At 68.5% G+C, this 22915-nt stretch carries 15 protein-coding genes and 7 pseudogenes; 7 read left to right on the top strand and 15 right to left on the bottom strand.

Annotated features, from left to right (window positions below):
• Window positions 1–19: 19 nt before the first annotated feature.
• The 5 genes from E0504_RS44265 to E0504_RS44245 form a co-directional block, all read right to left on the bottom strand.
• Entirely contained in the window at window positions 20–832 is an 813-nt protein-coding gene (locus tag E0504_RS44265; protein WP_131627440.1) for a response regulator, read from the bottom strand.
• A gap of 77 nt (window positions 833–909) precedes the next feature.
• Window positions 910–2424 (bottom strand): alpha/beta hydrolase domain-containing protein, encoded by a 1515-nt coding sequence (locus E0504_RS44260; RefSeq protein ID WP_112104959.1) that lies wholly within the window; start codon window positions 2422–2424, stop codon window positions 910–912.
• Window positions 2424–2978, bottom strand: coding sequence for a TetR/AcrR family transcriptional regulator (locus tag E0504_RS44255; protein ID WP_112104958.1), 555 nt, complete (start codon window positions 2976–2978; stop codon window positions 2424–2426). The genes E0504_RS44260 and E0504_RS44255 overlap by 1 nt, the downstream gene beginning before the upstream one ends.
• Window positions 2979–3089: 111 nt before the next feature.
• Complete coding sequence (locus E0504_RS44250) at window positions 3090–4226, bottom strand: pentapeptide repeat-containing protein (protein ID WP_243657913.1); 1137 nt, start codon at window positions 4224–4226, stop codon at window positions 3090–3092.
• A 230-nt stretch (window positions 4227–4456) separates the two neighbouring features.
• The gene (locus E0504_RS44245; protein WP_131627438.1) at window positions 4457–4660 is read right to left on the bottom strand and encodes a hypothetical protein; all 204 of its coding nucleotides are present in this window, start codon (window positions 4658–4660) and stop codon (window positions 4457–4459) included.
• 644 nt (window positions 4661–5304) lie between these two features.
• Between E0504_RS44245 and E0504_RS44240 the strand changes: the two genes are divergently transcribed.
• Both E0504_RS44240 and E0504_RS44235 read left to right on the top strand, forming a co-directional pair.
• A complete protein-coding gene (locus E0504_RS44240; protein WP_131627436.1) occupies window positions 5305–6849 on the top strand; it encodes a helix-turn-helix domain-containing protein in 1545 nt (514 codons plus the stop codon).
• Window positions 6850–6883: 34 nt separating this feature from the next.
• Window positions 6884–7663, top strand: a pseudogene (locus E0504_RS44235) (integrase core domain-containing protein); the annotation flags it as partial.
• Window positions 7664–7816: 153 nt separating this feature from the next.
• Here E0504_RS44235 and E0504_RS44230 read toward each other — a convergent pair.
• Window positions 7817–8695 (bottom strand): hypothetical protein, encoded by an 879-nt coding sequence (locus tag E0504_RS44230; RefSeq protein WP_131627434.1) that lies wholly within the window; start codon window positions 8693–8695, stop codon window positions 7817–7819.
• Window positions 8695–8940: pseudogene (locus tag E0504_RS44225) on the bottom strand (transposase); the annotation flags it as partial. The pseudogene E0504_RS44225 and the gene E0504_RS44230, both read right to left, overlap by 1 nt.
• A gap of 312 nt (window positions 8941–9252) precedes the next feature.
• Here E0504_RS44225 and E0504_RS44220 point away from each other — a divergent pair.
• The 3 genes from E0504_RS44220 to E0504_RS53825 all read left to right on the top strand — a co-directional run bounded on the left by E0504_RS44220 (window position 9253) and on the right by E0504_RS53825 (window position 17162).
• Window positions 9253–15120, top strand: coding sequence for a type I polyketide synthase (locus tag E0504_RS44220; RefSeq protein ID WP_131627432.1), 5868 nt, complete (start codon window positions 9253–9255; stop codon window positions 15118–15120).
• A gap of 225 nt (window positions 15121–15345) precedes the next feature.
• Window positions 15346–16872, top strand: a complete 1527-nt coding sequence (locus tag E0504_RS44215; protein WP_112107345.1) for an acyl-CoA carboxylase subunit beta — start codon at window positions 15346–15348, stop codon at window positions 16870–16872.
• A gap of 164 nt (window positions 16873–17036) precedes the next feature.
• Entirely contained in the window at window positions 17037–17162 is a 126-nt protein-coding gene (locus tag E0504_RS53825; protein ID WP_255565715.1) for a hypothetical protein, read from the top strand.
• Between the two features lie 191 nt (window positions 17163–17353).
• Here E0504_RS53825 and E0504_RS44210 read toward each other — a convergent pair.
• The 5 genes and pseudogenes from E0504_RS44210 to E0504_RS54675 all read right to left on the bottom strand — a co-directional run.
• Window positions 17354–18107: pseudogene (locus E0504_RS44210) on the bottom strand (integrase core domain-containing protein); the annotation flags it as partial.
• Window positions 18108–18182: 75 nt separating this feature from the next.
• A pseudogene (locus E0504_RS54680) lies at window positions 18183–19231 on the bottom strand (integrase core domain-containing protein); the annotation flags it as partial.
• Between the two features lie 677 nt (window positions 19232–19908).
• Window positions 19909–20139 (bottom strand): hypothetical protein, encoded by a 231-nt coding sequence (locus E0504_RS44200; RefSeq protein WP_112109128.1) that lies wholly within the window; start codon window positions 20137–20139, stop codon window positions 19909–19911.
• Window positions 20140–20210: 71 nt separating this feature from the next.
• Window positions 20211–20711: a hypothetical protein gene (locus tag E0504_RS44195; protein WP_112109127.1), complete on the bottom strand. Its 501-nt coding sequence runs from the start codon at window positions 20709–20711 to the stop codon at window positions 20211–20213.
• A gap of 63 nt (window positions 20712–20774) precedes the next feature.
• Window positions 20775–20855: pseudogene (locus E0504_RS54675) on the bottom strand (transposase); the annotation flags it as partial.
• Between E0504_RS54675 and E0504_RS44185 the strand changes: the two are divergent.
• Window positions 20847–21131 (top strand): annotated as a pseudogene (locus E0504_RS44185) (transposase); the annotation flags it as partial. The pseudogenes E0504_RS54675 and E0504_RS44185 sit on opposite strands and share 9 nt — an antisense overlap.
• Before the next feature lie 21 nt (window positions 21132–21152).
• On the opposite strand, the gene E0504_RS54670 reads toward E0504_RS44185, so the two are convergent.
• Window positions 21153–21275, bottom strand: coding sequence for a hypothetical protein (locus E0504_RS54670; protein ID WP_368672136.1), 123 nt, complete (start codon window positions 21273–21275; stop codon window positions 21153–21155).
• Between the two features lie 425 nt (window positions 21276–21700).
• Between E0504_RS54670 and E0504_RS44175 the strand changes: the two genes are divergently transcribed.
• On the top strand, window positions 21701–22090 hold the full coding sequence (locus E0504_RS44175) for a DUF4333 domain-containing protein (protein ID WP_112109126.1): 390 nt from the start codon (window positions 21701–21703) through the stop codon (window positions 22088–22090).
• A gap of 281 nt (window positions 22091–22371) precedes the next feature.
• On the opposite strand, the gene E0504_RS54665 is transcribed toward E0504_RS44175, so the two are convergent.
• Both E0504_RS54665 and E0504_RS44165 read right to left on the bottom strand, forming a co-directional pair.
• Window positions 22372–22635, bottom strand: a complete 264-nt coding sequence (locus E0504_RS54665; protein ID WP_112109125.1) for a group II intron maturase-specific domain-containing protein — start codon at window positions 22633–22635, stop codon at window positions 22372–22374.
• 20 nt (window positions 22636–22655) lie between these two features.
• A pseudogene (locus tag E0504_RS44165) lies at window positions 22656–22808 on the bottom strand (integrase); the annotation flags it as partial.
• Between the last annotated feature and the right edge of the window lie 107 nt (window positions 22809–22915).

The raw sequence follows: 22915 nt of genomic DNA, 5'->3' as shown, positions 1-22915 counted from the left end.
GACTCTTTTCAGACACCCTCTAAGGGGGGAGACTGTCAGGATCTCTTCGGGCCCCCTGGCCCATGTGAACGGTTTCAGGTTCTTGATCCCCTGCCCGCCAACAGTAGAGATGCTCCGGGCGTCCAGGCCGTCCATAACGTTGGCGGCGGATTGCCAGCCGTTCCTGGGCCAACCGTTCGAGGTAACGTCGGGCGGTTACTCGGGAAATGCCTAATGTTCTGGCAACATCGTCCGACGAGACCGGCGTGGACGCCGCGCGCAGGCACGTGACGATGGCATCGAGTGTCGCCGTGGTCAGGCCCTTCGGGGCTTTTGGCTGCGCCGTGGGGTCTGGCGACAGCATGGCCAGAGCGGAATCGATCTCGTGCTGTCCTATCTGGCCGGTGGCATTATCCGCGACCTGCTGTCGGAATAGCGCGTACCGGTGGAGGCGGGCCCGGAAGTCGGCAAAATCGAAAGGCTTCACCAGGTAATGAATGACTCCGTAGGAGACGGCTACTCGGACTGTTGCAAGTTCACGGTCGGCGGTGACAGCGATTATGTCCGGCCCCGCGTTACGGGACCGAATTGATCTACATACTTCAAGGCCAGCCATATCGGACAGGTCGAGGTCGAGTATGACTAGATCATACGAGTTGTGAGTGAGTAGCCGTATGGACTGGCCGCCTGTGAGAGTCACCGCACCAACGGCAAATCCGGAGATCTTCTCGATGTTCATCCTGATGGACTCGGCATACGACGAGTCGCCACTGACGACCAGGGTGTCAATCTGGCTTTTTGGTGCGTACCGCGCTCCGGTGGGGCGAGGGCGGCAGACGTATGATATTGGCATGAATGCGCAGCCTTTCAGCCCGGTAAGCGTGTCTGAATCTGCCTGTACGGCGGAGGGCGATGACCTGCGTCGGGCACTCAGTGGATGCGATCTGGTTGTGCGTAGGCGAGCAGCGCGGCGCGGTCGGCAGTCAGCGCGAAACCGGCCTCCATGGTCTTGTCGACCGCAGCGGTATAACGCTGCAGGTAGGCGTCCTTCGTGGGGTAGAGCATGGCGATGCGCGTGACCGGCAGTGGTTTCGTCGAGCCGAACAGTTCACAGAGCACTGAGGCGTTCGTTGCGGGAGTACCAGACAGGATATCGACTGGCACATCGACGGGCGGGGTACGTATGCCGCCTTCGGCGATGCCGTCGGTGTCGCGGGCGACGTCGGGACTGTCGCCGGAGATGACCGTGATTCGCGGCGCGGTGGGCGGTGGGGTCCCGGCCTGGACCCAGGTCTCGAGGGCACGGATCGCGGCCTTCACCATGATGTGTGTCGGGGCGTTGTTGACTGGCACCCCGCAGTCGAGCGCATTCACGAACGGGCCGAGCGCGTGGGCGTCGGCGTGTGCGGCTCCGGCCACCTCCCAGAGGCGGAACCGGCTGCTGTCATCCTGCCGCGCCCGCAGGGAGTTCAGGACGACGGTGAGGTCACCCTCGGTCTGGACGTCGAGCACAGGCACGCCGGTATCGCTTCGGACGAGTGTCGGTGTGGTCGCGGCGGTGTCGGTGAGGCTGGTGGACTGGCCTGGCCCGACGAGCGGTAGTGCGCCGCTGCCTCTGCTGTGGACCAGGAAGCCGTCGAATGCCTGGGTGAGCGGCTGCACCCCGTTGATGTAAGTGACCATGGCATACGCCGACTGGGATTCGCCGGCGGCGAGCAGGTATTTCGGCGTGGAGCCGCCCATCGCCACACCGCCCGCGCGTATCGCCCGGGCCACCTGGGTGAAGATGTCGAAGGCGTAGCCGTCCCCGGGCTGGTTGAGCGACCCGTATCGGGCCGGATCGGCGCCCCGTAGGCCGGTTGTCGTACTGCCGGCGGCGGACGGTGTGAGTACGTCCCCGCCCATCACGCCGATGTGCTGGGCCGAGACGCCCACCCAGACGTCACCGTGCCGCATCAGCTCCTCATAGGTGTTGTACCACTCGACGTCCGAGTCGACGCCGGAGCTGACATTCAGCCATTCGATGACCACGGTGCCGCTGACGTCCCGCGCATCCGCCGGACGCCGGACGAGAACCCGGGTGCGGTAGGCGGCAGCATCGGCGGGCTGGAAAACCCAGCGGCCATCGCGGGCCAGCGCACCCTGTGGCCGGTAGGACGTCGCGGTGCCCGAGGCTACATATTCGTTCTGGATGTAGCCGGGCCCGGTCAAGTCGACCACCACCGGCGAGCCCATGTTCACCCCTTTGCCGCCGGTCAGCTCCTGTAAGTCGGCCGCTGGCCCTGCTGGCCGCGGCGCGGGCATCACGGACGTCGTCGGCTTCTGCGGCGCCCCGTCCGAGCAGCCCGCCACCGTCGCAGTGGCGGCAAGCAGGCAGCAGAGCAGCGCCGCCCTCAGCCAACCCGGTGCGATCCCTCGGCCACGGGGGCTCATGTCAGCAGGCATCAGTCCAACTCTCCAACTGTGATCATCAGTTCGGGTGGACGTTCACGGAGGGCGACGGCGGACAGCATCCGGATCAGCCGGTCCGCAAACGCCTCCGGGTCGAGGGGATCGGGCCCATCCACCACCCACGAAGCGAAAAGCGCGGACCACCCACCGACAACGAACCCGGCAAAGTCCTCGACGAGATCCGGGGCGAGTGACCCGTCGGACATCCGAACCACCAGTTGCTGCCCGAACGGAGCGACGAGACCGTGCAAGATCCTGGCCAGACCGAACGCACACGACCCCATCAGCATCGCCCGGTAGAAGGACCGGTACCGCGCGAAGTGCCGGGTCGTGACCAGCACTCGAAGGCGTCCGCCCTCAGGCTCCTGGGTGATGTCGGGCAGAAGCTCCCGCGCCAGAAGATCACGTGCCGCCTCCAGGAACAGGGCGTCACGATCACCGAACTGCAGATACATCAGCTGGCGGCTGACATCCGCCGTCTCCGCGAGATCAGACACCTTGATCGCTGTCGTGCCCCGCTCTGCCACCAAGGTCACCGCGGCCCGCATGAGCGCGGCGCGCGAACGGCGGACCCGCCGGTCGCCGACCCGGGCAGGCGCGTTGCACCGGACGTACCGGCGCCGGAGCCTGGCGCACGGCCAGGTCGTGCGGCGCCTCGCTCACACAATCACGACCTTCGGAAGGATCGTCTGGTGATAGTCCCAGGCGGACAGGGCGTTTTCCTGCCCCGCCAGCACCTCCGGATGCCACTGTCCGACGAACTGGTGTGGATCTGCCGGGCGGTACTCGTCAGCCTCGGCCGAGGTCCACGAGGCCGGTCTCGTTAGTTCCGGCGGTAGCCGCGTCCACCCGTCGCCGTATGCCGCGTCGATCTGATCCTGGACCAGTCCCACCGCGGTGATGAGGTTCGCTCCGCCCAGCCAGGCGCCGGTCAGGTCCGCCTCGGTCAGCCAGGCGCGGGTCAGGTTCGCTCCGCTTAGCGATGCGCCCGTGAGATCCGCGCCGTCCAGCCAGGCGCGGGTCAGGTTCGCTCCGCTTAGCGATGCGCCCGTGAGATCCGCGCCGCCTAGCCGGGCGCGGGTCAGGTTCGCTCCGCCCAACCAGGTATAGCTGAGGTTGGCCTCGTTCAGCGAGGCGCCCGTGAGATCCGTGCCGCCCAGCCGGGTGGCAGTGAGGTCCGCCCGACCCAGATGGGCGTGGCTGAGGTCCGCTCCGGTGAGGTCGGTGTTGCTGAGGTTGCCATAGCTGGCCTGTATGCAGTGCAGGGCGGCGGGACCTGTCAGCTTCGCACCACTCAAGTCCGCGCGGGGGACACCGTCGAGGACGGACAGACGCCCCAGGACCGCCACCGCAGCGTGGATGTCCACGGCAGGGCGCAGCGGAACGACCGGACCGGACGCGGCGGGCCGCAGCGTAGGGTCCGTGCTGCGGGTGCGGATGAAGGCGGAGAGGACCTCGACGACCGCGCGCTGGTCACTCGGTGAGTCCATCGCGATCCGCTCCAGGGCGTAGATCCCGCCGAGGCGAGTCGTGTTGTTCTCGCTGCCGAGCCGGTCAACCGCGCGGCCGAAGAAATACCGGGCGCAAAAGCGGGCATTGCTGTCCTTTTCCCGGATGCCCGCTGTCCATGCCTGCGCGTACGCTCGGCGCGTCCCGTCCGCGGCGACCTGGTAGCCGGCCAGCGTCGCCAGCGTGACCGATGCAATCAGCAACACGCACTCCACCATCGCCCGAGCCTCCGCTTCTCCGCCGAGGCCAGACGGATGCATCGAGGCGCGCAGGTAGAAGATCCCCATCGTCGCAAGCGCAGCCCCCGACGCCGCGGCCCCGGTAGCGACCCGCAACCACCGCCCAGCGATTAGATACTCCGCTCTCCTTTCAGTAACCTGAAAGTCGCGCTTGGCAGAAAAATACATACCAGTTCCCCACTGACACCGAGTCGATCCCGACACGTATGCCCTTTCCGGATCCTGCACCGGGCAGATTCCTCCCGGACGCTCTCTTCCCCAGGCCCGCCGGGGCGGACTCAATCCGACTCCCGAGCCTCAACCACGTACAGATCGATAGTGGTCAGCGCTGGCACCTGGCTGCCGGCGACCGGCTTCTGCGTCACGACCACCCAGCGCGACCCGACGGTCCTCCGCCCGCGCCAGGCCGGATCATCGATGGCACTGGGCAATAGCGAGGGGAAAAGCACGCCCTCCGCCGTCTGCAGGTCCAGGCCGACCACGTTGGGGACAACGACCGGAGCTCGGGTGGCTCTGATCGGGGCGGCATCTGAAGGGAGCGAAGGGACAGCGGTCTGGGCGTATCGGCGTAACAGATGCGGTATCTGGTCCGGCGCATTTGCACTCGCGCCCGGCGTGACCGCCGAAGCACCAACTCCCGCCGGCCGCGCGGATGGACCAGGAAGATTCGCCGCCGCCAGGAGCGCCAGAAGGATTCCGCCGACGACGATCGCGAACTGCTTCCAGACCTGTCGCAGGCACGACGACGGGAGTCGCGGCCATCCTTTCACCAGTCCGCCCTCCAGCCTAGTTTGATTGTCATTACAGATTGCATTTCTTAACTCCCACGCACCGTTTCTGTCAGCTCAGAGAATCAGCTGCTTCGACAGCGATCCACCGGGACCAAATCTGAGGCTCTCCGGTTCTGGAAATATGATCGTAAGCCCCAGGGCCATTTGATATGCCGCGCCTCAACGATGGCTGGGAGAGCCTCGTCCGCTGGCGGTTTCAGTAGCGTCGCAGAGCCGCCCAGTATCTGACAACCGGGCTAAGCTGGGTTGGGGTCCCGGGACATCGGACCGGCTGTGACCTGCGGAAACGCAGCGCACTGGGACGCGGAGATCCTCGGACGCCCTCCGTCGGTAGCATGCTGGCCATGACTTCACCACGGGATGGGGATCTAGGGAAACCCGTCAGGACGGCCTCATCCTCCGAGGAGCTGGGTGAACTCCTCTCCGCACTCAAGCAGCGCAGCGGTCGGAGTTACGAATGGATCGGCCGAAAGGTCAACGCGGGTCGATCCACAGTACAGCGCTACTGCACAGGCCAGTCCGTGCCAGTACAGTTCGGCACCATCGAACGCGTCGCGCGAGTATGCGGCGCCGACGGGGACGAAATCGCACGCCTGTTCAGACTCTGGGAAACTGCGGCGTCGATCTCGACGAGCGACGGCACCGAACTTCCCACCGCAGGCGGCGACAATGAGAACACCGATCCTGTTGAAGGCGCCGAGTACTCAACCCATCCGGTCTCTCTGGTGCCACCAGCACTCGCAGCCGCGGACGACTCCGCACCAAGACCAGCCGCACAGAATGAACACAGCCGGTTTCACGGCGCGCGCAGATCCGGCTGGAAGTGGAACCGCCGGAGTATCTCCGTCGCAGCTATCATCATGGTGTTGTTCTCCAGCGTGGTAGGTATCGTTCTCATTCTCACCATGATTCTCGGGCATGAACCCGGTGTCCGGCCGCTCGGGCGCCCGTTGGCCGATCAGAACGGCTGGGCGTTGTCCACCGCGTTCTCCCCCGACGGGAAAGTAATGGCTAGCAGTAGCAGGAAAGGCGGAGTGTGGTTGTGGGACATGACCGACCCCGCCACGCCCGTCCGGATCGATCCTGCCCTAACCGGCCCACGCGACGGGGTGACATCACTGGCGTTCTCGCCAGATGGGCGTATTTTGGCCGGTGGCAGCTGGGACGGATCCATATGGCTGTGGGACACAGCCGACATCGGGGCTCCCCAGCCGGCTGGTCGTGCGCTGACCGACGGCTCGGGACCGATATGGTCGGTGGCGTTCTCCGCGGATGGCCGCACGCTCGCATCCGGCAGCGACGACACGACGGTGCGGCTGTGGGACATGACCAACCACGCCAGACCGTGGCAATTCGCGCGACTGAGCAGCGATATGGAGTTCGTGACATCGGTTGCTTTCTCCGCGGACAACCGCCTCCTGGTAGCCGCCGGCTACAGCAGGACCATCGCGATCTGGGACATGGCCGACCGTGGGGCCCCTAAACGACTGACCCAATCCCTGCCAACACCCGCCACCACGTACGTGGCCGCCTTCTCCCCCAACGGACGACTCCTTGCCACCGGGAGCACCGACGGCGTGGTCCGACTCTGGGACCTTGCCGTTCCGGAGGACCCCCATCCGATCGGGAGACCGCTCACCGGGCATACCAACCGCGTCTGGTCGCTCGCTTTCTCCCCGGATGGCAGCACTCTCGCCAGCAGCGGGTTCGACAACTCCGTGAGACTGTGGGACGTGACCGACCTGTCCAACCCGGAGCCCATCAGCGCGCCACTCACCGGCTACCAGGGCTGGGTTCTCTCGGTGCGCTTCTCCCCGAACGGCCGCGTGCTGGCAAGCACCAGCAGCGACAGCACCATCCGCCTATGGTCGCTACCCTGAACGACATTATGGCCACGATAGGCCATGTGAAGACCCGCGCAAGACCCCTGGGCGGCCAGCGGTCCGCCGGGAGATCCGCGATCTGGTCCTGCACCTCGCACGGGAGAACCCGACCTGGGGCCACCGCCGGATCCAGGGAGAACTGATCGGGCTGGGCTACCCGGTCGGGGTCGCCACCGTCTGGCGGATCCTGCACCGCGCCGGGGTCGACCCCGCACCCCGCAGGTCCGACACCTCCTGGCGCACATTCCTACGCGCCCAGGCCTCCGGCATCCTGGCCTGCGATTTCTTCACCGTCGACACCGTGTTCCTCCAACGGATCTACGTGTTCTTCGTCGGCGAGCACGCCACTCGCCGTGTCCATGTCCTCGGGGTCACGAAGCATCCGACCGCGGCATGGGTCACCCAGCGGGCCAGGAACCTGCTGATGGATCTCGAGGAACACACCCACCGGTTCCTCCTCATCCGTGACCGAGATGCGAAGTTCACGGCCTCGTTCGACGCTGTGTTTGCCGGGGGCGGTATCGACGTGGTGCGCACACCGCCGCAGTCACCGCAGGCGAACGCGATCGCGGAACGCTGGGTCGGCACCGTCCGCAGGGAATGCACCGACAGACTATTGATCGTCTCCGAACGGCACCTCACGTCGGTCCTCAGCAGCTACGCCAAGCATTTCAACATCCACCGGCCCCACCGCTCCCTCGACCAGCACCCACCCGACCCGCCACCGATGGTCACATCGACCTCGGAGTCCGCCGTCCGTCGCACACGCATCCTCGGCGCCATGATCAACGAATACCGCAACGCCGCCTGACGACGCCCCCAAACGATCACGTCAGCTGTAAAAGAGCAGATCAGAGGCCGAAACCCAAGTTCTGGAGCCCCACAGGCCCGCAGTTACCTTGCTCGCAGGCCCGAGAGGGCTGTTCCTGAGCCGGGTCGGTCTCCGCATCAGCAACCCTGATCATCAGGGTGGCCATCTGCGCCTGGACGAGTTGGAGGATGGCGTCGGTGGCGGTGAGGTGGGTGTCGAGGTCGGCCTGGTACTGCTCGGCGGCCTGGTAGACGGCGGTGTAGCGCTGGTGGAGCCGGCGGACCTGGTAGGGGTGTGGCCCTCGGCCTGGGCGCGGGCGATGTCGCGGGCGATGGATTCCAGGTCAACCTGGGCCTTGGTCGCGAACGCGCTGTCGACCCTCCCTCTCCGACCCGGCGGCAAAAACGCACGCTCAGCGGGAGGGGCGACGGGACCGTGCGGGGGTCCGCCGGGCAGGCGTGGTCCCACGCGCAGCGAGGGCGGGGCGTGGCGGTGGTGCACGAAGTACACCCCGGGGTGGATCCGCACCGCGGTGAGCGCGTCTTTGACGATGTCGCGCAGCCATCTTGCGGAGCCGGTCAGCGGAGATGTACTGGCTACGGGTGTGTAGTCGGTGATGATCGCGCCGATCAGGTCGGTGATCAGGGTGCGCTCGTCGGGGCCGAGCCGGTCGACGGTCTCCTGCTCGGCGGTGAGGATCATCGTCCCGGACCCCTCGGGGAGATTGGGGTCGGTCGCGCGGACGAACTCCGCGCTCGCGACCCGCACCTCGTAGGACAGCGCTTCGTCGGCGTGGTCGGCGAGCTCGCGCACGAGGTGGCGCACCATGCGGGTCTCGTCCCGGGCGACGTTGCGCATCATCAGGGTCACGGTCTGGCCCTGGCTGGCGTGGTTACGGCCACGGTGAGGGCCGAGGGCGTAGCGGGCCTTCGCCGCCGAGGTGGTGGCTACGGCGGTTCCGTATGGGACGGCCAGAGCTCCCGGCGGGTCGCGCCAGGTCGGAGTAGCGGCACGAGTCAGACGGCGCGCCATCACATCCAGGGGTGGTGGGCGGCGAGGTGCAGGACGGTGGTGCGGGCGTGGCGGGCGAGCCGGCCCGCGAGCGAGAACAGCCGGTGGCGTAGCCGTTTCGGTTCCCAGCACCGCGCGGGCTGCCCGGCGAGGGCGAGCGTCTGGGTCCAGATGGTCAGGTCGAGGGCGAGTGCGACGAGGGCGCACCAGAGCTGGTTCTGGGTGAAGTCGTGCAGCGGCAGGTTGGTCAGGCCCGTCGGCCGCGCGCGAAGTACTCCGCCGACAGGCACGGATCGACGGTAATTCCGGGCCGCTGAACGAGTTTTTCCGACGCTCCCGAAATCGCGCCTGCCAAGGCCGCGACGGTAAATTCTCGTGACCAAAACGACCAAAATTCACCCACCGCGGCGGGGTCCGGCGCGACTGTCAAGCGATACCCCTGCAAATAGGAAGAAGGTGGCATAACGCGTTGCACCGGAATCGAGGGAGCGTAACAGTAAGCAAAAATTGGCACGGGCGGTTTCTCCGTGCTGAACCCATGTACAGCGACCTGTCGTTTCTCCCTCCAGGAGAGGTGGATGCACGCTACTCCCAGAACCGGCGAATTTCCCGCCGAACGTGCCAGGGGTTCCGTGGGCGGGTTGCGTGACCGCCTCGCCGGCCAACCGGATTCCGATCAGGTTCGAGCCCTGCTGAACCTGATAGCGGAACTCGTCGGCGCCCTGACTGATCGAGAGCCCGCGGATATAGCCGCGGATCCGATCACGCCCTGGCGCCGCCTCGGGATCTATCGGCAGGTCGCCCGGCAGTTGCAGTCCGAGCTGGAGACCGCGACCGGCCTGCGGCTGCCGGCGACGCTCTTCTTCGATCTCCCGTCACCGGACGCGCTGGCCGGCTATCTGCGCTCGCGTCTCCTCGGCGGCGCGGAGAACCCACAGGTCACGGCGGTCGCGCCCGCTGGAAAGCCCCGGGAGGACGACCCGGTTGCCATCGTCGGCATGGCCTGCCGACTACCAGGTGGCGCGGATTCCCCAGAAGCACTGTGGGAGCTGGTCCGTGACGGCCGGGATGCCGTCGTCGGCCTTCCCACCGACCGGGGGTGGGACGTTGACGCGCTTTATCATCCGGATCGCGAGCATCCCGGCACCATTTACACCCGCGAGGGTGGCTTCCTGCCTGACATCGGCATGTTCGACCCGGGCTTCTTCGGTATAGGCCCGCGCGAGGCGAACGCCATGGATCCCCAACAGCGGCTGATGCTGGAGATCTCCTGGGAGGCGTTGGAACGCGCCGGCGTGGATCCCGGATCCCTGCGCGGCACCCGGACCGGCGTGTTCACCGGGGTTTCGCTGCAGGACTACGGTCCGCCCTGGCACCGCGCTCCGGCCAAGGCCCAGGGACAGCTGCTCACCGGCAACGCCCTCGGCGTGATCGCCGGCAGGGTCTCCTACACGTTCGGTCTCCAGGGGCCGTCCCTGTGCGTGGACACCCAGTGCTCCAGCTCTATGGTGGCCATCCACCTCGCGGGCCAGGCGCTGTTGTCGGGTGAGTGCGACCTGGCGCTGGCCGGCGGCGTCACAGTCATGACGACACCGGGCATGCTCCTGGAATTCAGTCAGAAGCAGGGTCTCGCTCCCGACGGGCGGTGCAAGGCCTTCTCCGCGGACGCCGACGGCACCGGGTGGGCGGACGGCGCCGGGGTTCTCCTGCTGGAGCGGCTCTCCGACGCCCGGCGCCACGGCCACCCGGTGCTCGCACTGATCCGCGGCACGGCCGTCAACCAGGACGGCGCCAGCAACGGCCTGGCCGCACCCAACGGCCTCTCCCAGCAGCAACTGATCCACCAGACCCTGGCAAACGCCGGTCTGGCGCCCGGCGACGTGGACGTCCTCGAGGCACACGGGACCGGCACCGCCCTCGGCGACCCGATCGAGGCCCAGGCCGTCATCGCCACCTACGGCCGGCACCGCCCGGCCGGCCGGCCGCTCCACCTCGGGTCGCTGAAGTCGAACATCGGGCACACGCAGGCGGCCAGCGGCGTGGCCGGCGTCATCAAGATGGTCCAGGCCATCCGGCACGGAGTGCTGCCGCGCACCCTCCACGTACGGGAGCCCTCGCCCCACGTGGACTGGGCGGACGGAGACGTCGCGCTGCTCACCGAGGAGCGTGGCTGGGAACGCGACGGCGCCGCGCCGCGCCGGGCGGCGGTATCCGCGTTCGGTGTGAGCGGCACCAACGCCCACACCGTGCTGGAAGAGGCCCCGGCGGTGGCCGACCCAGTGCCGATGGCCCCGGTGCCGATCGTCCTGTCAGGCCGGACCGAGGCGGCGCTGCGGGCCCAGGCGGCACGGCTCGGCGAACGCCTGGCCCGGGACCCGGACCTCGATCCGGTCGACATCGCCTTCACCCTCGCCCGGCGCACCCGGTTCGAGTCGCGGGCAGTCGTCGTCGTCCCAGCCGGACCCACCAGGCGCGCACGCCTGGCCGGCGCCCTCGCCGCGCTCGCCGAGAACCGCCCCGCGGCGGGGCTCGTCGCGGGCGTCGCCCGGCCGGCGATCGCCCACGGCCGGACCGCCGTCCTGTTCACCGGGCAGGGCAGCCAGCACCCGGGGATGGGCCGTGACCTCTACCAGGCCTACCCGGTGTTCGCGCAGGTGCTGGACGAGATCTGTGGCCGGTTCGCGTCGCTGCTCGAGCGTCCGCTGCGCGAGGTCATGTTCGCTCCCGCCGGCTCGCCGGACGCGGCGCTGCTCGACCAGACCGCCTACACCCAGTGCGCGCTGTTCGCGTTCGAGACCGCGCTGTTCCGCCTCGCGGAGTCCTGGGGATTCGTTCCCGACACCCTCGCCGGGCACTCCATCGGCGAACTGACGGCCGCCCACGTCGCCGGCGTCTGGTCGCTCGACGACGCGTGCCGGCTGGTCGCCGCCCGCGGCCGGCTGATGCAGGAATGCCGACCGGGTGGCGCGATGGCCGCCATCGGCGCGAGCGAGGCGGAGGTCCGGGCGTCGATCGCCGACCTCGTCGGCAAGGTCGAGATCGCCACGGTCAACAGCCCGTCCGCCACGGTCGTCGCCGGCGACGCCGAGCTCGTCGAGCGGGTGGCCGCTGAGTGGTCGGCCCGGGGGCGGCGCACGAAACGGCTGACCGTCAGCCATGCTTTTCACTCCCCGCACATGGAGGACATGCTCACGGCGTTCCGGACGGCGGCCGGGCAGGTCACCTACCACGCCCCGGCCATACCGGTCATGTCCAACCTCACCGGTGAACCGGCCACCGTGACGGAACTGACGTCCGCCGAGTACTGGGTGCGGCACGTGCGTGAGCCGGTCCGCTTCCTCGACGGGGTTCGCCGGCTGCACCGGGACGGCGTGACGGCGTTCGTCGAACTCGGTCCCGACGCGGTCCTGACCGCGCTCGTGCCGGCCTGCCTGCCGGCGAACGCCGCAGGCGGCGGCGCGGAGACGGTGCAGGTAGCGGCCTGCCGGACCGGACGTCCCGAGCCCGAGATGCTGCTCGCCGCCCTGGCCGAGCTGGACGCCGCAGGCATCCCCGTCGCCTGGCGGGCGCTGCCGCCCGTACGCGGCGGAAAACACCTGGACCTGCCGACCTACGCCTTCCAGCGCACGCACCACTGGATGGACGGGACGCCCGTCACAACCGCCACCGCAACGGACCGGGGAGCCGCCGAGCGGGCAACGGATCCGGAACACTGGCGCTACCACGTGCGGTGGGAGCCGTTCTCCGACGAGCAGGCCACCGCGACCGTCGCCGACCACGTCGCCAACGGCGCGCCGATGACCGGCCTGTGGCTGCTGGTGACCCCGCCGGCTGGGATCGACGACGACACGCTGTCCCGGCTGTCCTGGGTCGTCGAACGCCTCGGCGGAACACCGGTCCAGGTCCCCCTCTCCGGGACGGACGCGGAGCGCGGTCTTGTCGCCGCGGCCCTGTCGAAGCACATCTCCGGCCGCGAGAACGATATCGGCGGCGTCCTCTCGCTGCTCGCGTTCGACAGCCGGTTCAACCCCGTGCACCCGGAACTGACCAACGGACTCGCGCTGACCTGCGCACTCGTGCAGGCACTCGACGACCTCGGCCAGTACGCGCCGTACTGGTGCGCCACGCGCGGCGCCGTCAGCACCGGCCCCGCCGACCCGGTCAGCGCTCCGGCCCAGGCGATGCTCTGGGGGCTGGGCCGGACGCTGGCCCTCGAACGACCCCGTGGCTGGGGCGGTCTCGTCGACCTTCCGGCCGATCTCGATGACGAGACGCTGGCCCTGTTCGGCGCCGCGCTGACCGGCCCCGGCGGCGAGGACCAGCTGGCCCTGCGAGACGGCGCACTGTTCGTCGCCCGGCTCGCCCCCGCGGGCCCCCGCCCCGGCGTCGGCACGGAAGCGGGCGTCAGCTCCGCCGGCGGGGCCGACGGGCTGGGGACGCCCGTCTGGCGCCCGAACGGAACCGTACTGATCACCGGCGGTACCGGAGCCCTCGGCGCGCAGGTCGCCCGCCGCCTCGCCCGCAACGGGACGTCCCGACTCGTCCTGGCGAGCCGACGCGGCCCGGCCGCTCCCGGGGCCGCGGAACTGGTCGCCGAGCTCTCCGCACTGGGCACCGAGGCATCCGTCGTGGCGTGCGACCTAGCCGACCGCGAACAGGTCATCGCTCTGCTCGACGAGGCGGCCGGCGGCGGCGAACCGCTGACCGCAGTCGTCCACGCCGCCGGCGTCATCGGCCGGACCGCGCCGCTGCGCGAACTCACCCTCAGCGAGTTCGCGCAAGTGGTGACAGGCAAGGCCACCGGCGCGGCGCTACTCGACACGCTGACCCGTCCGGACGGCGCACGGCCCATCCCGCTGGAAGCCTTCGTGCTGATCTCGTCGATCTCGGCGACGTGGGGCAGCGGCGGCCAGCCGGCCTACTCCGCCGGCAACGCCTACCTGGACGCCCTCGCCTCGCACCGGGCCGGCCACGGTCTGCCCGCCACCTCCGTCGCGTTCGGCCCCTGGGCCGAGGCCGGTCTCGGTGCCGAGCCGGGCCTGCGCGACTACCTCCGCGAACGCGGTCTCGCGCCGCTGCCGGTGGAGCCGGCTGTTACCGTCCTCACCGAGGCGGTCGCCGGTGGCGAGGCGGCGACCACCGTCGTCGACGTCGACTGGGGACGCTTCCTGCCGCCGTTCACCGCGCTCCGTCCCGGCCGTTTCTTCGACGGCCTGCCCACCCGTGCCGAGCACGGTGCCGGACCGGCGCCGACCGCCGGCTCCGCTCCGGATGGGCCAGCGGACGGCAGGCGGATGGACCTCGCCGGCCTGACCGGCGAGGAACGTGTCAGCACGCTGGCCCGGCTGGTTCGCGAGGAGGCCGCGGTCATCCTGGAGCACGAGTCCCCCGACGACGTGGACCCGCGGCGCCGGTTCCTCGACCTCGGCTTCGACTCGCTGGCCTCCGTTCAACTCAGCCGCCGGCTCACCGCCGCCACCGGGCTGGCGCTGACACCGCCGGTCGTCTTCGAACACCCGACCGTGACCGAACTGGCCGAGTACCTCGCGACCCTCGTCGGTGCCGGGCGGCCGGCCGCGCCGACCACCCACGCCGCGCCGGCCGGGGTCCGCGACCTGTACCGGCAGGCGTGCTCGGACGGGAAGTTCGTCGAGGGCGTCGAAATCCTGCAGGCCGTCGCCAAGCTGCGGCCCGTCTTCCACGAGGCGGCCGACTTCGGCCCGGTGCCGCCACCGGTCCGGCTCTCCGCCGGCCCGGCCCCCTGCACGCTCGTCTGCGTGCCCTCAATGGTCGCACCGTCCGGACCGCACAGCTTCGCCCGGCTCGCCCTCCACCTGCACGGCCAACGAGACGTCTACGGACTGTCCCTCCCCGGATTCGGGGAAGGTGAACAGCTGCCCGCCTCGTCCGACCTCGTCGTCGAGATACTGACGGACCTGGTCGCGGCCCATTTCATCGGCGTACCCATCGCCATCGCCGGATACTCGTCCGGCGGCTGGCTCGCGCACGCGGTCGCCGCCGGTCTGGAGGAACGCGGCATCCACCCAAAGGCGGTCCTGCTGCTCGACACCTGGCTCCCCGGCGACCGGATTCCCGCCGAGGAGATCCAGGAGGAACTGCGCGGGATCGCCGTCAACGACCAGGCGTTCGCACTCATGACCGAGGCGCAGGTCACCGCCCAGGGCGCCTACCTGACCCTGTTCGAGAAATGGAAGCCGAACCCGGTCGAGGCACCGATCGTGCTCGTCCGAGCCGAGGAGCGCATGCCCCAGCTCTCCCCCGGCGACCAGAGCACGATCGAGGAACACGGCTGGACGACAGACTGGGAGATCGACCATCTCACGCTGGACGTCAGCGGCAACCACCAGACGATGATGAACGAGCACGCCATCTCCACCGCGCGAAATCTCCACCACTGGCTCAGCAACCTCGACCAGTCGCCCTGACCGGTCAGGTATTCCAGGGCTCTCAGGCCTTTTCTCGGACCCTCGCGGACAGGCAACCAGCGAAGGGGCCGAAACACACGCAGCCCGTCACCCGAAAGGGGCCATGGCCTGCCCGGGGGCCGGCACCTGCCGTCCCCCGGGCCGTGGCCGCGCCGCGCGAGTCCCGCACCCGTCCATGAGCCGGACACCAGACCGGGGAGACCTCATGACCAGAAAGCCGCTCCGATGACCGAGTTGACCACCCGCACCCGCATCACCGTGGCCGAACAACCCAGGCCACCGCGCGACCCGCGGGAACGGCTAGCCCGCCTACTCGACCCGGGAACGCTCACCGTTATCCCGCACTCGCCGCCCTGCCGCGTCACGGTCGCCCACGGCCGGGTCGACGGCACCGACGTCATCGCCTACTGCACCGACGCCACCTCGATGGGCGGCGCGATCGGCGCCGCGGGCGCGCGGCGGATCGCCGACGCCATCGACCGGGCGGTCACCGAACGTATCCCGGTGATCGGGCTGTGGCACTCCGGCGGGGCGAGCCTGGGCGACGGTGTGGAAGCCCTGGACGGCATCGGCCAGATGTTCGCCGCCATGATCGCCGCGTCCGGACGGGTGCCCCAGGTGTCGGTCGTACTCGGCCCGGCGGCCGGCGGCGCGGCCTACGGACCGGCCCTCACCGACGTCATCGTCATGGCGCCCGAGGGCAAGGTGTTCGTCACCGGGCCCGACGTCGTCCGCCAGGTCACCGGCGAGCAGATCGACATGGACGGCCTCGGCGGAGCCGACGCGCACGGCCGGCGCTCCGGCGTCGTGCACGTCACCGCCCGGTCGGAAGCCGACGCATACCTGCGGGCGCGGCGGGTGACCACGCTGCTGGCGGCACCGGGGGCCTTCGACCTCGCCGCCACCCGCGACGGACTCGATCCCAGCTCCCTGCTGCCGGACAACCCGCGGCGCGCCTACGACATCCGCCCGGTAGTACGCGCCGTCCTCGACGGCCCGGACGGCGCGGTCGCTCCGGTCGGCCCGCCTGGTTCGGGCACCGGGACGAACCCGGACGGCGGGAACGGCGCGGCGCACCAGACCGGCCTCGCCGACGACGACTACGTGGAATTCCAGCCGCGCTGGGCACCGAACGTCGTCGTCGCGCTCGGCCGGCTCTCCGGGCGTTCGATCGGCGTCATCGCCAACAACCCGCTACGCAAGGGCGGCTGCCTGGACTCGCTCGCCGCAGAGAAGGCCGCGCGGTTCGTCCGGATGTGCGACTCCTTCGGGCTTCCCCTGGTAGTCCTCGTCGACGTCCCCGGTTACCTCCCGGGCGTCGGTCAGGAGTGGGAGGGCGTCGTGCGGCGCGGCGCGAAGCTCCTCTACGCGTTCGCCGAGGCCGTGGTGCCACGGGTGAGCGTCGTCCTGCGCAAGTCCTACGGCGGCGCCTACATCGCGATGAACTCCCGTTCGCTGGGCGCCACGACCGTCCTCGCCTGGCCCCAAGCGGAGGTCGCCGTCATGGGTGCCGAGGCCGCCGTGGGCATCCTGCACCGGCGCGCCCTAGCCGCGGCCGCCCCCGACGAGCTCGCCGCGCTGCGGACCACGCTCGTCAACGAGCACACCCATACCGCCGGCGGCCTGTCACGAGCGATCTCCCTCGGAGTGATCGACCGGATGATCGAACCGGCGGACACCCGCAGGGAGCTGACGCTCGCGCTGGCCGCAGCGCCCGGCGACCGCGGCACTCACGGCAACATCCCACTGTGAGCAGGCACCAGGGCGGCGGCAACGGGGGAAACGCCGGGTGAGAACGCCCGCGGGACGGGACAGGAGCGCGACCTCCGGCCCCACTGATGAGTGGGCGTTCAGTTACATCGCGCGGGCCGCCGTAAGGATCGTCCGTCGGTGACCGGCACCACACCCTGGGAACGATGACGGACGACGCCTTGCAGGAGCGCCTGCTCGAGATGCTCGACCACTACGAGACCCGCAGGACGCTGAGCGAGTACAACAACGGCTGCGACCGTGCCACCGACGAGGCCGGCGCGGAGACCTAACTTCTTCGCGTGTGGGTGCCCGAAACTCGTCCGTGAGCCCTGAGCAGGGGTTTTGGCTCACTCGACGATCCCACCCGGTGATCGATAGGCCTTCCGTCGAAGGCGATCGGACACCTGTACCTCTGCCTGTCGTCCAGCCGTGCTCTGCCTGTGGGGTGCCCGAACTCGGCCACCGGCGTTTACCTGGCCTTTTAGGCGGCTCGTTCGTATTCGTTGATCAAGCCGCCGAGGACAGGCCGACGTTTGATCCTTTCCTTGGTCAGGTCTGCGACGGGGTGGTCGGGCCGTGGTGGTTGAAGGTCACGGCCGCGGTGGGGTCGTCGTCCGTTGTAGTGGGCCGCGTACTCGACCAGGACGGTGCGCAGGTGCCGTTCACCGAAGATCAGCATGCGGTCGGTGACCTCGGTCTGGACGGTGCGGACGAACCGTTCCGCATAGGCGTTCGCGCGGGGAGTCCGGGGTGGGATCTTGATGGCTGTGATGTTGGCGTCTGCGAGGACTGCGTCGAAGGAAGCGGTGAATTGTCCGGCGCGGTCGCGGATCAGGACCTGAAAGTCGGCGGCCCGGTCGCCGAGGTCCATGAGGAGGTTGCGGATCTGTTGGGTGGTCCACGGTCCGTCGGGGTGGGCGGTGACCTCGACGATGTGGACGGTGCGGGAGCCGACTTCCAGGACGAAGAAGCAGTACAGGCGCTGCAGTGTCACGGCGCAGCCCACGTGGAAGAAGTCGACGGCCAGCATGGTCGAGGTTTGGGTGCGTAGGAACTGCCGCCAGGTCGTGTCGGTCTGCCGCCTGGGCGCCGGTGGGAGACCCAGGGACGTCAGGACCCGGCGGATCGTGGCCGAGCTTGAGGAGCTCGCCTTGGATTCGCTGGTATCCCCACGTCGTGTTCTCGGTCGCGAGCCGCTCGATCAGTGCGGCGATCTCCGGGCTGATCGGTGGCCTGTGGGGCTCCAGAACCCCGATTCGGCCTGTGAGCTGGCCTTTTGCGGTTTGATCCGGTCTTCCCCGGTAGGTGTAGGCGGCGTTGCGATATTCGTTGATCATGCTGCCGAGGATGCGTGTGCGGCGGACGGTGGACTCCAAGGTCGGGGTGACCATGGGCGGCGGGTCGGGTGGGTGTTGGCCGAGGGAGCGGTGGGGTCGGTGGGTGTTGAAATGCTCGGCGTAGCTGGTGAGGACCGAGGTCAGGTGCCGTTCGGAGACGATTAGTAGTCTGTCGGTGCATTCGCGGCGGGCGGTGCCGGCCCAGCGTTCCGCGATCGCGTTCGCCTGCGGGGCTTGCGGGGGTGTGCGCACCACATCGATATCGGTTCCGGCGAAGACGGAGTCGAAGGAAGCCGTGAATTTCGTGTCGCGGTCATGGAGGAGGAACCGGAACCGGTGGCCACGTTCCTTGAGGTCCATCAGCATGTTCCGTGCCTGCTGGGTGACCCACGCTGCGGTCGGTTGTTTCGTGGCCCCGAGAACATGGACGTGGCGGGTGGCGTGCTCGACGACGAAGAACACGTAGATCCGCTGGAGGAACACGGTGTCCACCGTGAAAAAATCGCAGGCCAGCATGCCGGAGGCCTGCGCGGACAGGAACGCGCGCCAGGAGGTGGCGGCCCGGCGGGGCGCGGGGTCGACACCGGCGCGGTGCGGGATCCGCCAGACGGTGGCGACCCCGACCGGGTAGCCCAACCCGACGAGCTCGCCCTGGATCCTGCGGTGGCCCCAGGTCGGATTTTCCTGCGCGAGGCGCAGGACCAGGTTGCGGATCTCCCCGCGGATCGGTGGCCGTCCGGGCGACTTCCGCGGATAGGTCCATTTCCGTGCGAGGAGCTCACGGTGCCAGCACAACACGGCCGAGGTGACGAAGAAGACGTCCCAGCGGGCAGCCGGGACAGGACTGCGAGGATCACCCGATCCGCCGGTTCCAGCGTCGGACGGTTCATCTGCCGGCGCAACACCGCCACTTGATGTCGCAGGACGAGGAGTTCTATCTCCTTCGAGGTGTCCCCACGGATGCGGAGCAGCATCAGTCCGAGAGCGTTGTGTGTCAGGCCGTAGAGCAGCGACCACACCATGACCATCCAGCCTGCCCGACACAGGCCCAGTTCGCCAGGCAAACGTGCAGGTCAACGCCCAAATCGGGGTTCTGGAGCCCCACAGGCTCGGGCCGGCGGGGTCACGAGCCCCACATTCAGGCCCATGAACCTTTCAATGCCGGGACCGGAAGGCCCAGTCTAGATCTTCCCATCCGGTGGCGCGGGCCACGCAGCCTCGACGATCCAGCCGCTTCGGTCAGAGGCCGACAAAAAGACCTGACATCAGCTCGATGTGGTCGAGCTGAGAAACGGGTCCGCGGGGTCCAAACACGGAGCCCCTGAGCCCCTGACGTGGCGTCCGGAACGCTGAAGGCGGCCAAGTCGGTGTTCGTCCGCGGCCTCGACGCCCTGATGGCACCGTGTCGACGCCGACCTCGGCGCCGCTGGTCGCGGCCACCCGGCTGCGCGGCGCAGCCCACGCCGTCACGTGCCTGCACCGCCACGAACTGCAGCGGCGACGCGGATCCGTTCAGGCCTGCCTCTTCGGGTAGTGCACGTCCGCGGCACACCCGTCAGCCAGTTCCTCGGAGTATGTGCTGCAGGATGCCCATGGGATGCGGCGCCCAACATGGGCGATCTCAAGCCGGCAATCTCGCGTAATCACGCAAGGCGCGAGGGGCCGCCATCGAGGAGGCGTCGCGTACGGCGCTCTCCGTTCAGCGGCGCTCGCGGGCTTCACGTTCCCGGCGGGCACTGGCTTCCCGACGGCGCCGGTCGGCCCGGTCCAGCCAGTAGTAGACCGCGTCGTACCCGGCGATGCCGAGCGCGACCAAGCCCAGGATGCCGGCGATCGCCGCGACCGGCACCAGGTTCAGCACCGCACACAGTACGGCCACGGCCAGGAGCCCGACGCCGATACCGAGGCTCCACCTCCCGACGCCGCTCATGCCGTTCTTACCTCTCCAGGCAGCGCACGCAGCCCGTTCATCCCGACTTTCTGGAGTGTGTCTGTCACCGGTCATGCAGGCGGGCGGGTACCGCTCGCAGTCGGTTCAGTAGGCCCGCGCCGCGTGTGACGCCGGACCATCCGCACCAACAACACCGCTACCACCAGGCAGAACACCAGCAGAAACACGCCGCCGACGATCTTCGGCCCCGGGTTGTAGTCGATGGTGTAGGCGGTCGGTCGGCCAGCATCGTTGTGCAGGCGCACGTTGTCGATACTGGTCGGCATCGGGTCGCTGCGGCGGATCCGTTCGGCGTCGCGTAGGCGGACACCGGTTCGAGTGATCGTGCCATCCTCGCTGACAAACTCGCCGATCCACGAGCAGTCGTCCTTGCCGCACTGGCGGCCCGTGGGAGTGAGGGTGCCGACCGGACCGTCAGCCAGGGCATCGCGACCATCCAGCCCCTCGACGATCAGGGCGGTGCCACCACCCACGCCGACCAGGGCGATAAACACGATCATGAACCAGATGGCCACCTTGCCGCCCTTGGTCAGCGGCTTCGGTGCGGTCATAGTGTGCAGACTGCCATGTCCCCTGGCACTCGTCGGCACGGGATCGGCGATCGGCGATTTCTACGCCCGCGGGGTCCGGGGTGGGATCTTGACGGTGGTGATGCCGGCGTCGGCGAGGACCGCGTCGGACGACGTGTGCCGGCCAGGGCCGGGTTCGCGACCAAGCCACTGCTGGCCCTGGACAGGATCCGCCGGTTCTGGGTGACGCACCGGCAGCTGGGCTGGGTCGCCGGCGACGAGGTGTACGGCGCGGACCCCGAACTACGCGACTGGCTGGAAGAACACCGGGTCAGCTACGTCCTGGCCGTCAAGAAGGACACCGAGGTGACCACCACCGTCGGCCGCCGCCGTGTGGACACCCTCGCGACGAAGGTCCCCGCGCGTGCCTGGGAGACATATTCCTGCGCCGATGACTCGAAAGACATCCCAGGAGCTGAAGTGTCAAGCAGCGATCTGTTCGACGTGATGCGACCAGGCGGTTGCCTCGTCGTAGGGCGTGGCCGACTTGCGCGACACCCGCAGCCGTACGGCGACCTGCGGCGGGGACAGACCCTCGGAAAACATCGCCGCGGCCTGCAAGCGGACCCGTTCACGGCGGGCCCGGTCGGCATCCGTCAACCCGCCGCCATCGGGATACCTCATACACGCGGACTACCCCACGAACCGAAGGTCACCCTGCAGATTCAAGGTCGATAACCCGTCTGTCTCTCAGGTTCTGCGGCTGTTGACCTGTCCGTGGTTCACGCGCAGGCGTGGGGCGGTCCAGGTCGAGGTCTGCTTGAACAGCCGGAAGGTGTATTCAAGATCGAATCTTCGAAGGAACGCCTGCCAGGCGCGGTCGACGTACCACCCTGATCAACTCACTTCAACAGAACTACACCATGCAGGAAGCGCTTCTCCTCCGGAGACCGCAGGTCGATCCGTGCGGCCAGATCAAGCAGCTCGGCCGGGGGGATCCGCAGGTCCGGCAGGTATGACATGATGGGCAAATGCTCACAAACCGGAATGGCAACTGGAATCTGGACCGGACCGCCCGCGCCCTGCGCCTCACCGCCTCGGCCGGCGCGCTTGCGGCAATGGCGTCCGTGGGCGCCTGCAGCGGCTCGGTCTCCATCGGAGGGTCAGATGCCGTCGCCGAGCCGGAACTGGAGCGGCGGGTGGCCACCGCGCTGGCCGAGCAGGTGAATCGGCCGACTCCCAACATCGACTGCCCCGGTGATCTGGCCGCCGAGGTCGACGCCTCAATACAATGCGTTCTTACCGTTACTGGCGACACGACCCGGTATCCGGTCAATGTGCGGGTTACCTCCGTCAACGGGGACGATGATGTACAGTTCAGCGCCCAGGTGGGAACCACGCCGCTGCCGGCGGGCGGCTGACGCGGGCGGCACAGCATCCCGTCGGCCGGCGGCATACAGTCAAGCCCACAGGCTCGACGACGAAGAAACCGTAGATCCGCTGAAAGAACACGGTGTGTAGGGTAGGCGGCTGGCGCGGTTGCATTGTGGCTGTAGGAATTGTGGTCCGGTACTTGTGTCCGTGAGGTTTCCCCGCACGTTTCTCATCCCGGCCGGCCTTGACGATGCCCCGTTTCCAGCCGCCCCCCGTCGATCCGTGCATGAGGTTCTCCCTCACACGGCTCACCGACATCGTTCACCGTTCAGGCATACGCTGTCACCCGTCGAGTCGTCCCGCTGAGCCGGTATAATCCGAGCCGGGAAAACCAGGAGGGGTCGTGGCGTCGGCCCCATCCTCGCCCGGACTGCTGGTGTTTCCGGCTGGACAAAATAGCCAACCTCATGTGGACGTAGCGATCAACCGCTGCGAGCTGCCGCGAGGAGTTCCCGTGGCGGAAGTAGCCGTTCCAGCCTGTGGGGCTCCAGAATCCCGATTCGGCCTGTGATCTGGCCTGTTGCGGTTTGATCCGGTCTTCCCCGGGAGGTGTCAGGCGGCGTTGCGGTATTCGTTGATCAGCCCGTCGAGGATGCGTGTGCGACGGACGGTGGACCCCGGGGTTGGGGCGACTGCGGGTGGCGGGTCGGGTGGGTGCTGGCTGAGGGAGCGGTGGGGGCGGTGGGTGTTGAAATGCTCCGCGTAGTCGCGGTAGGGACCGTCCTTACGGACGGCCCCCCGCACAGATCCCAGCGAGCGGAACTACCGCACTGGGCTCCCGCCTCGGGTACTGGCGTCGAGCCGAACGGTAG

Source organism: Parafrankia sp. BMG5.11 (assembly GCF_004337455.1).
Note: the sequence above shows the minus strand (reverse complement) of the source record. Positions and strands in the feature narration are given on the sequence as shown.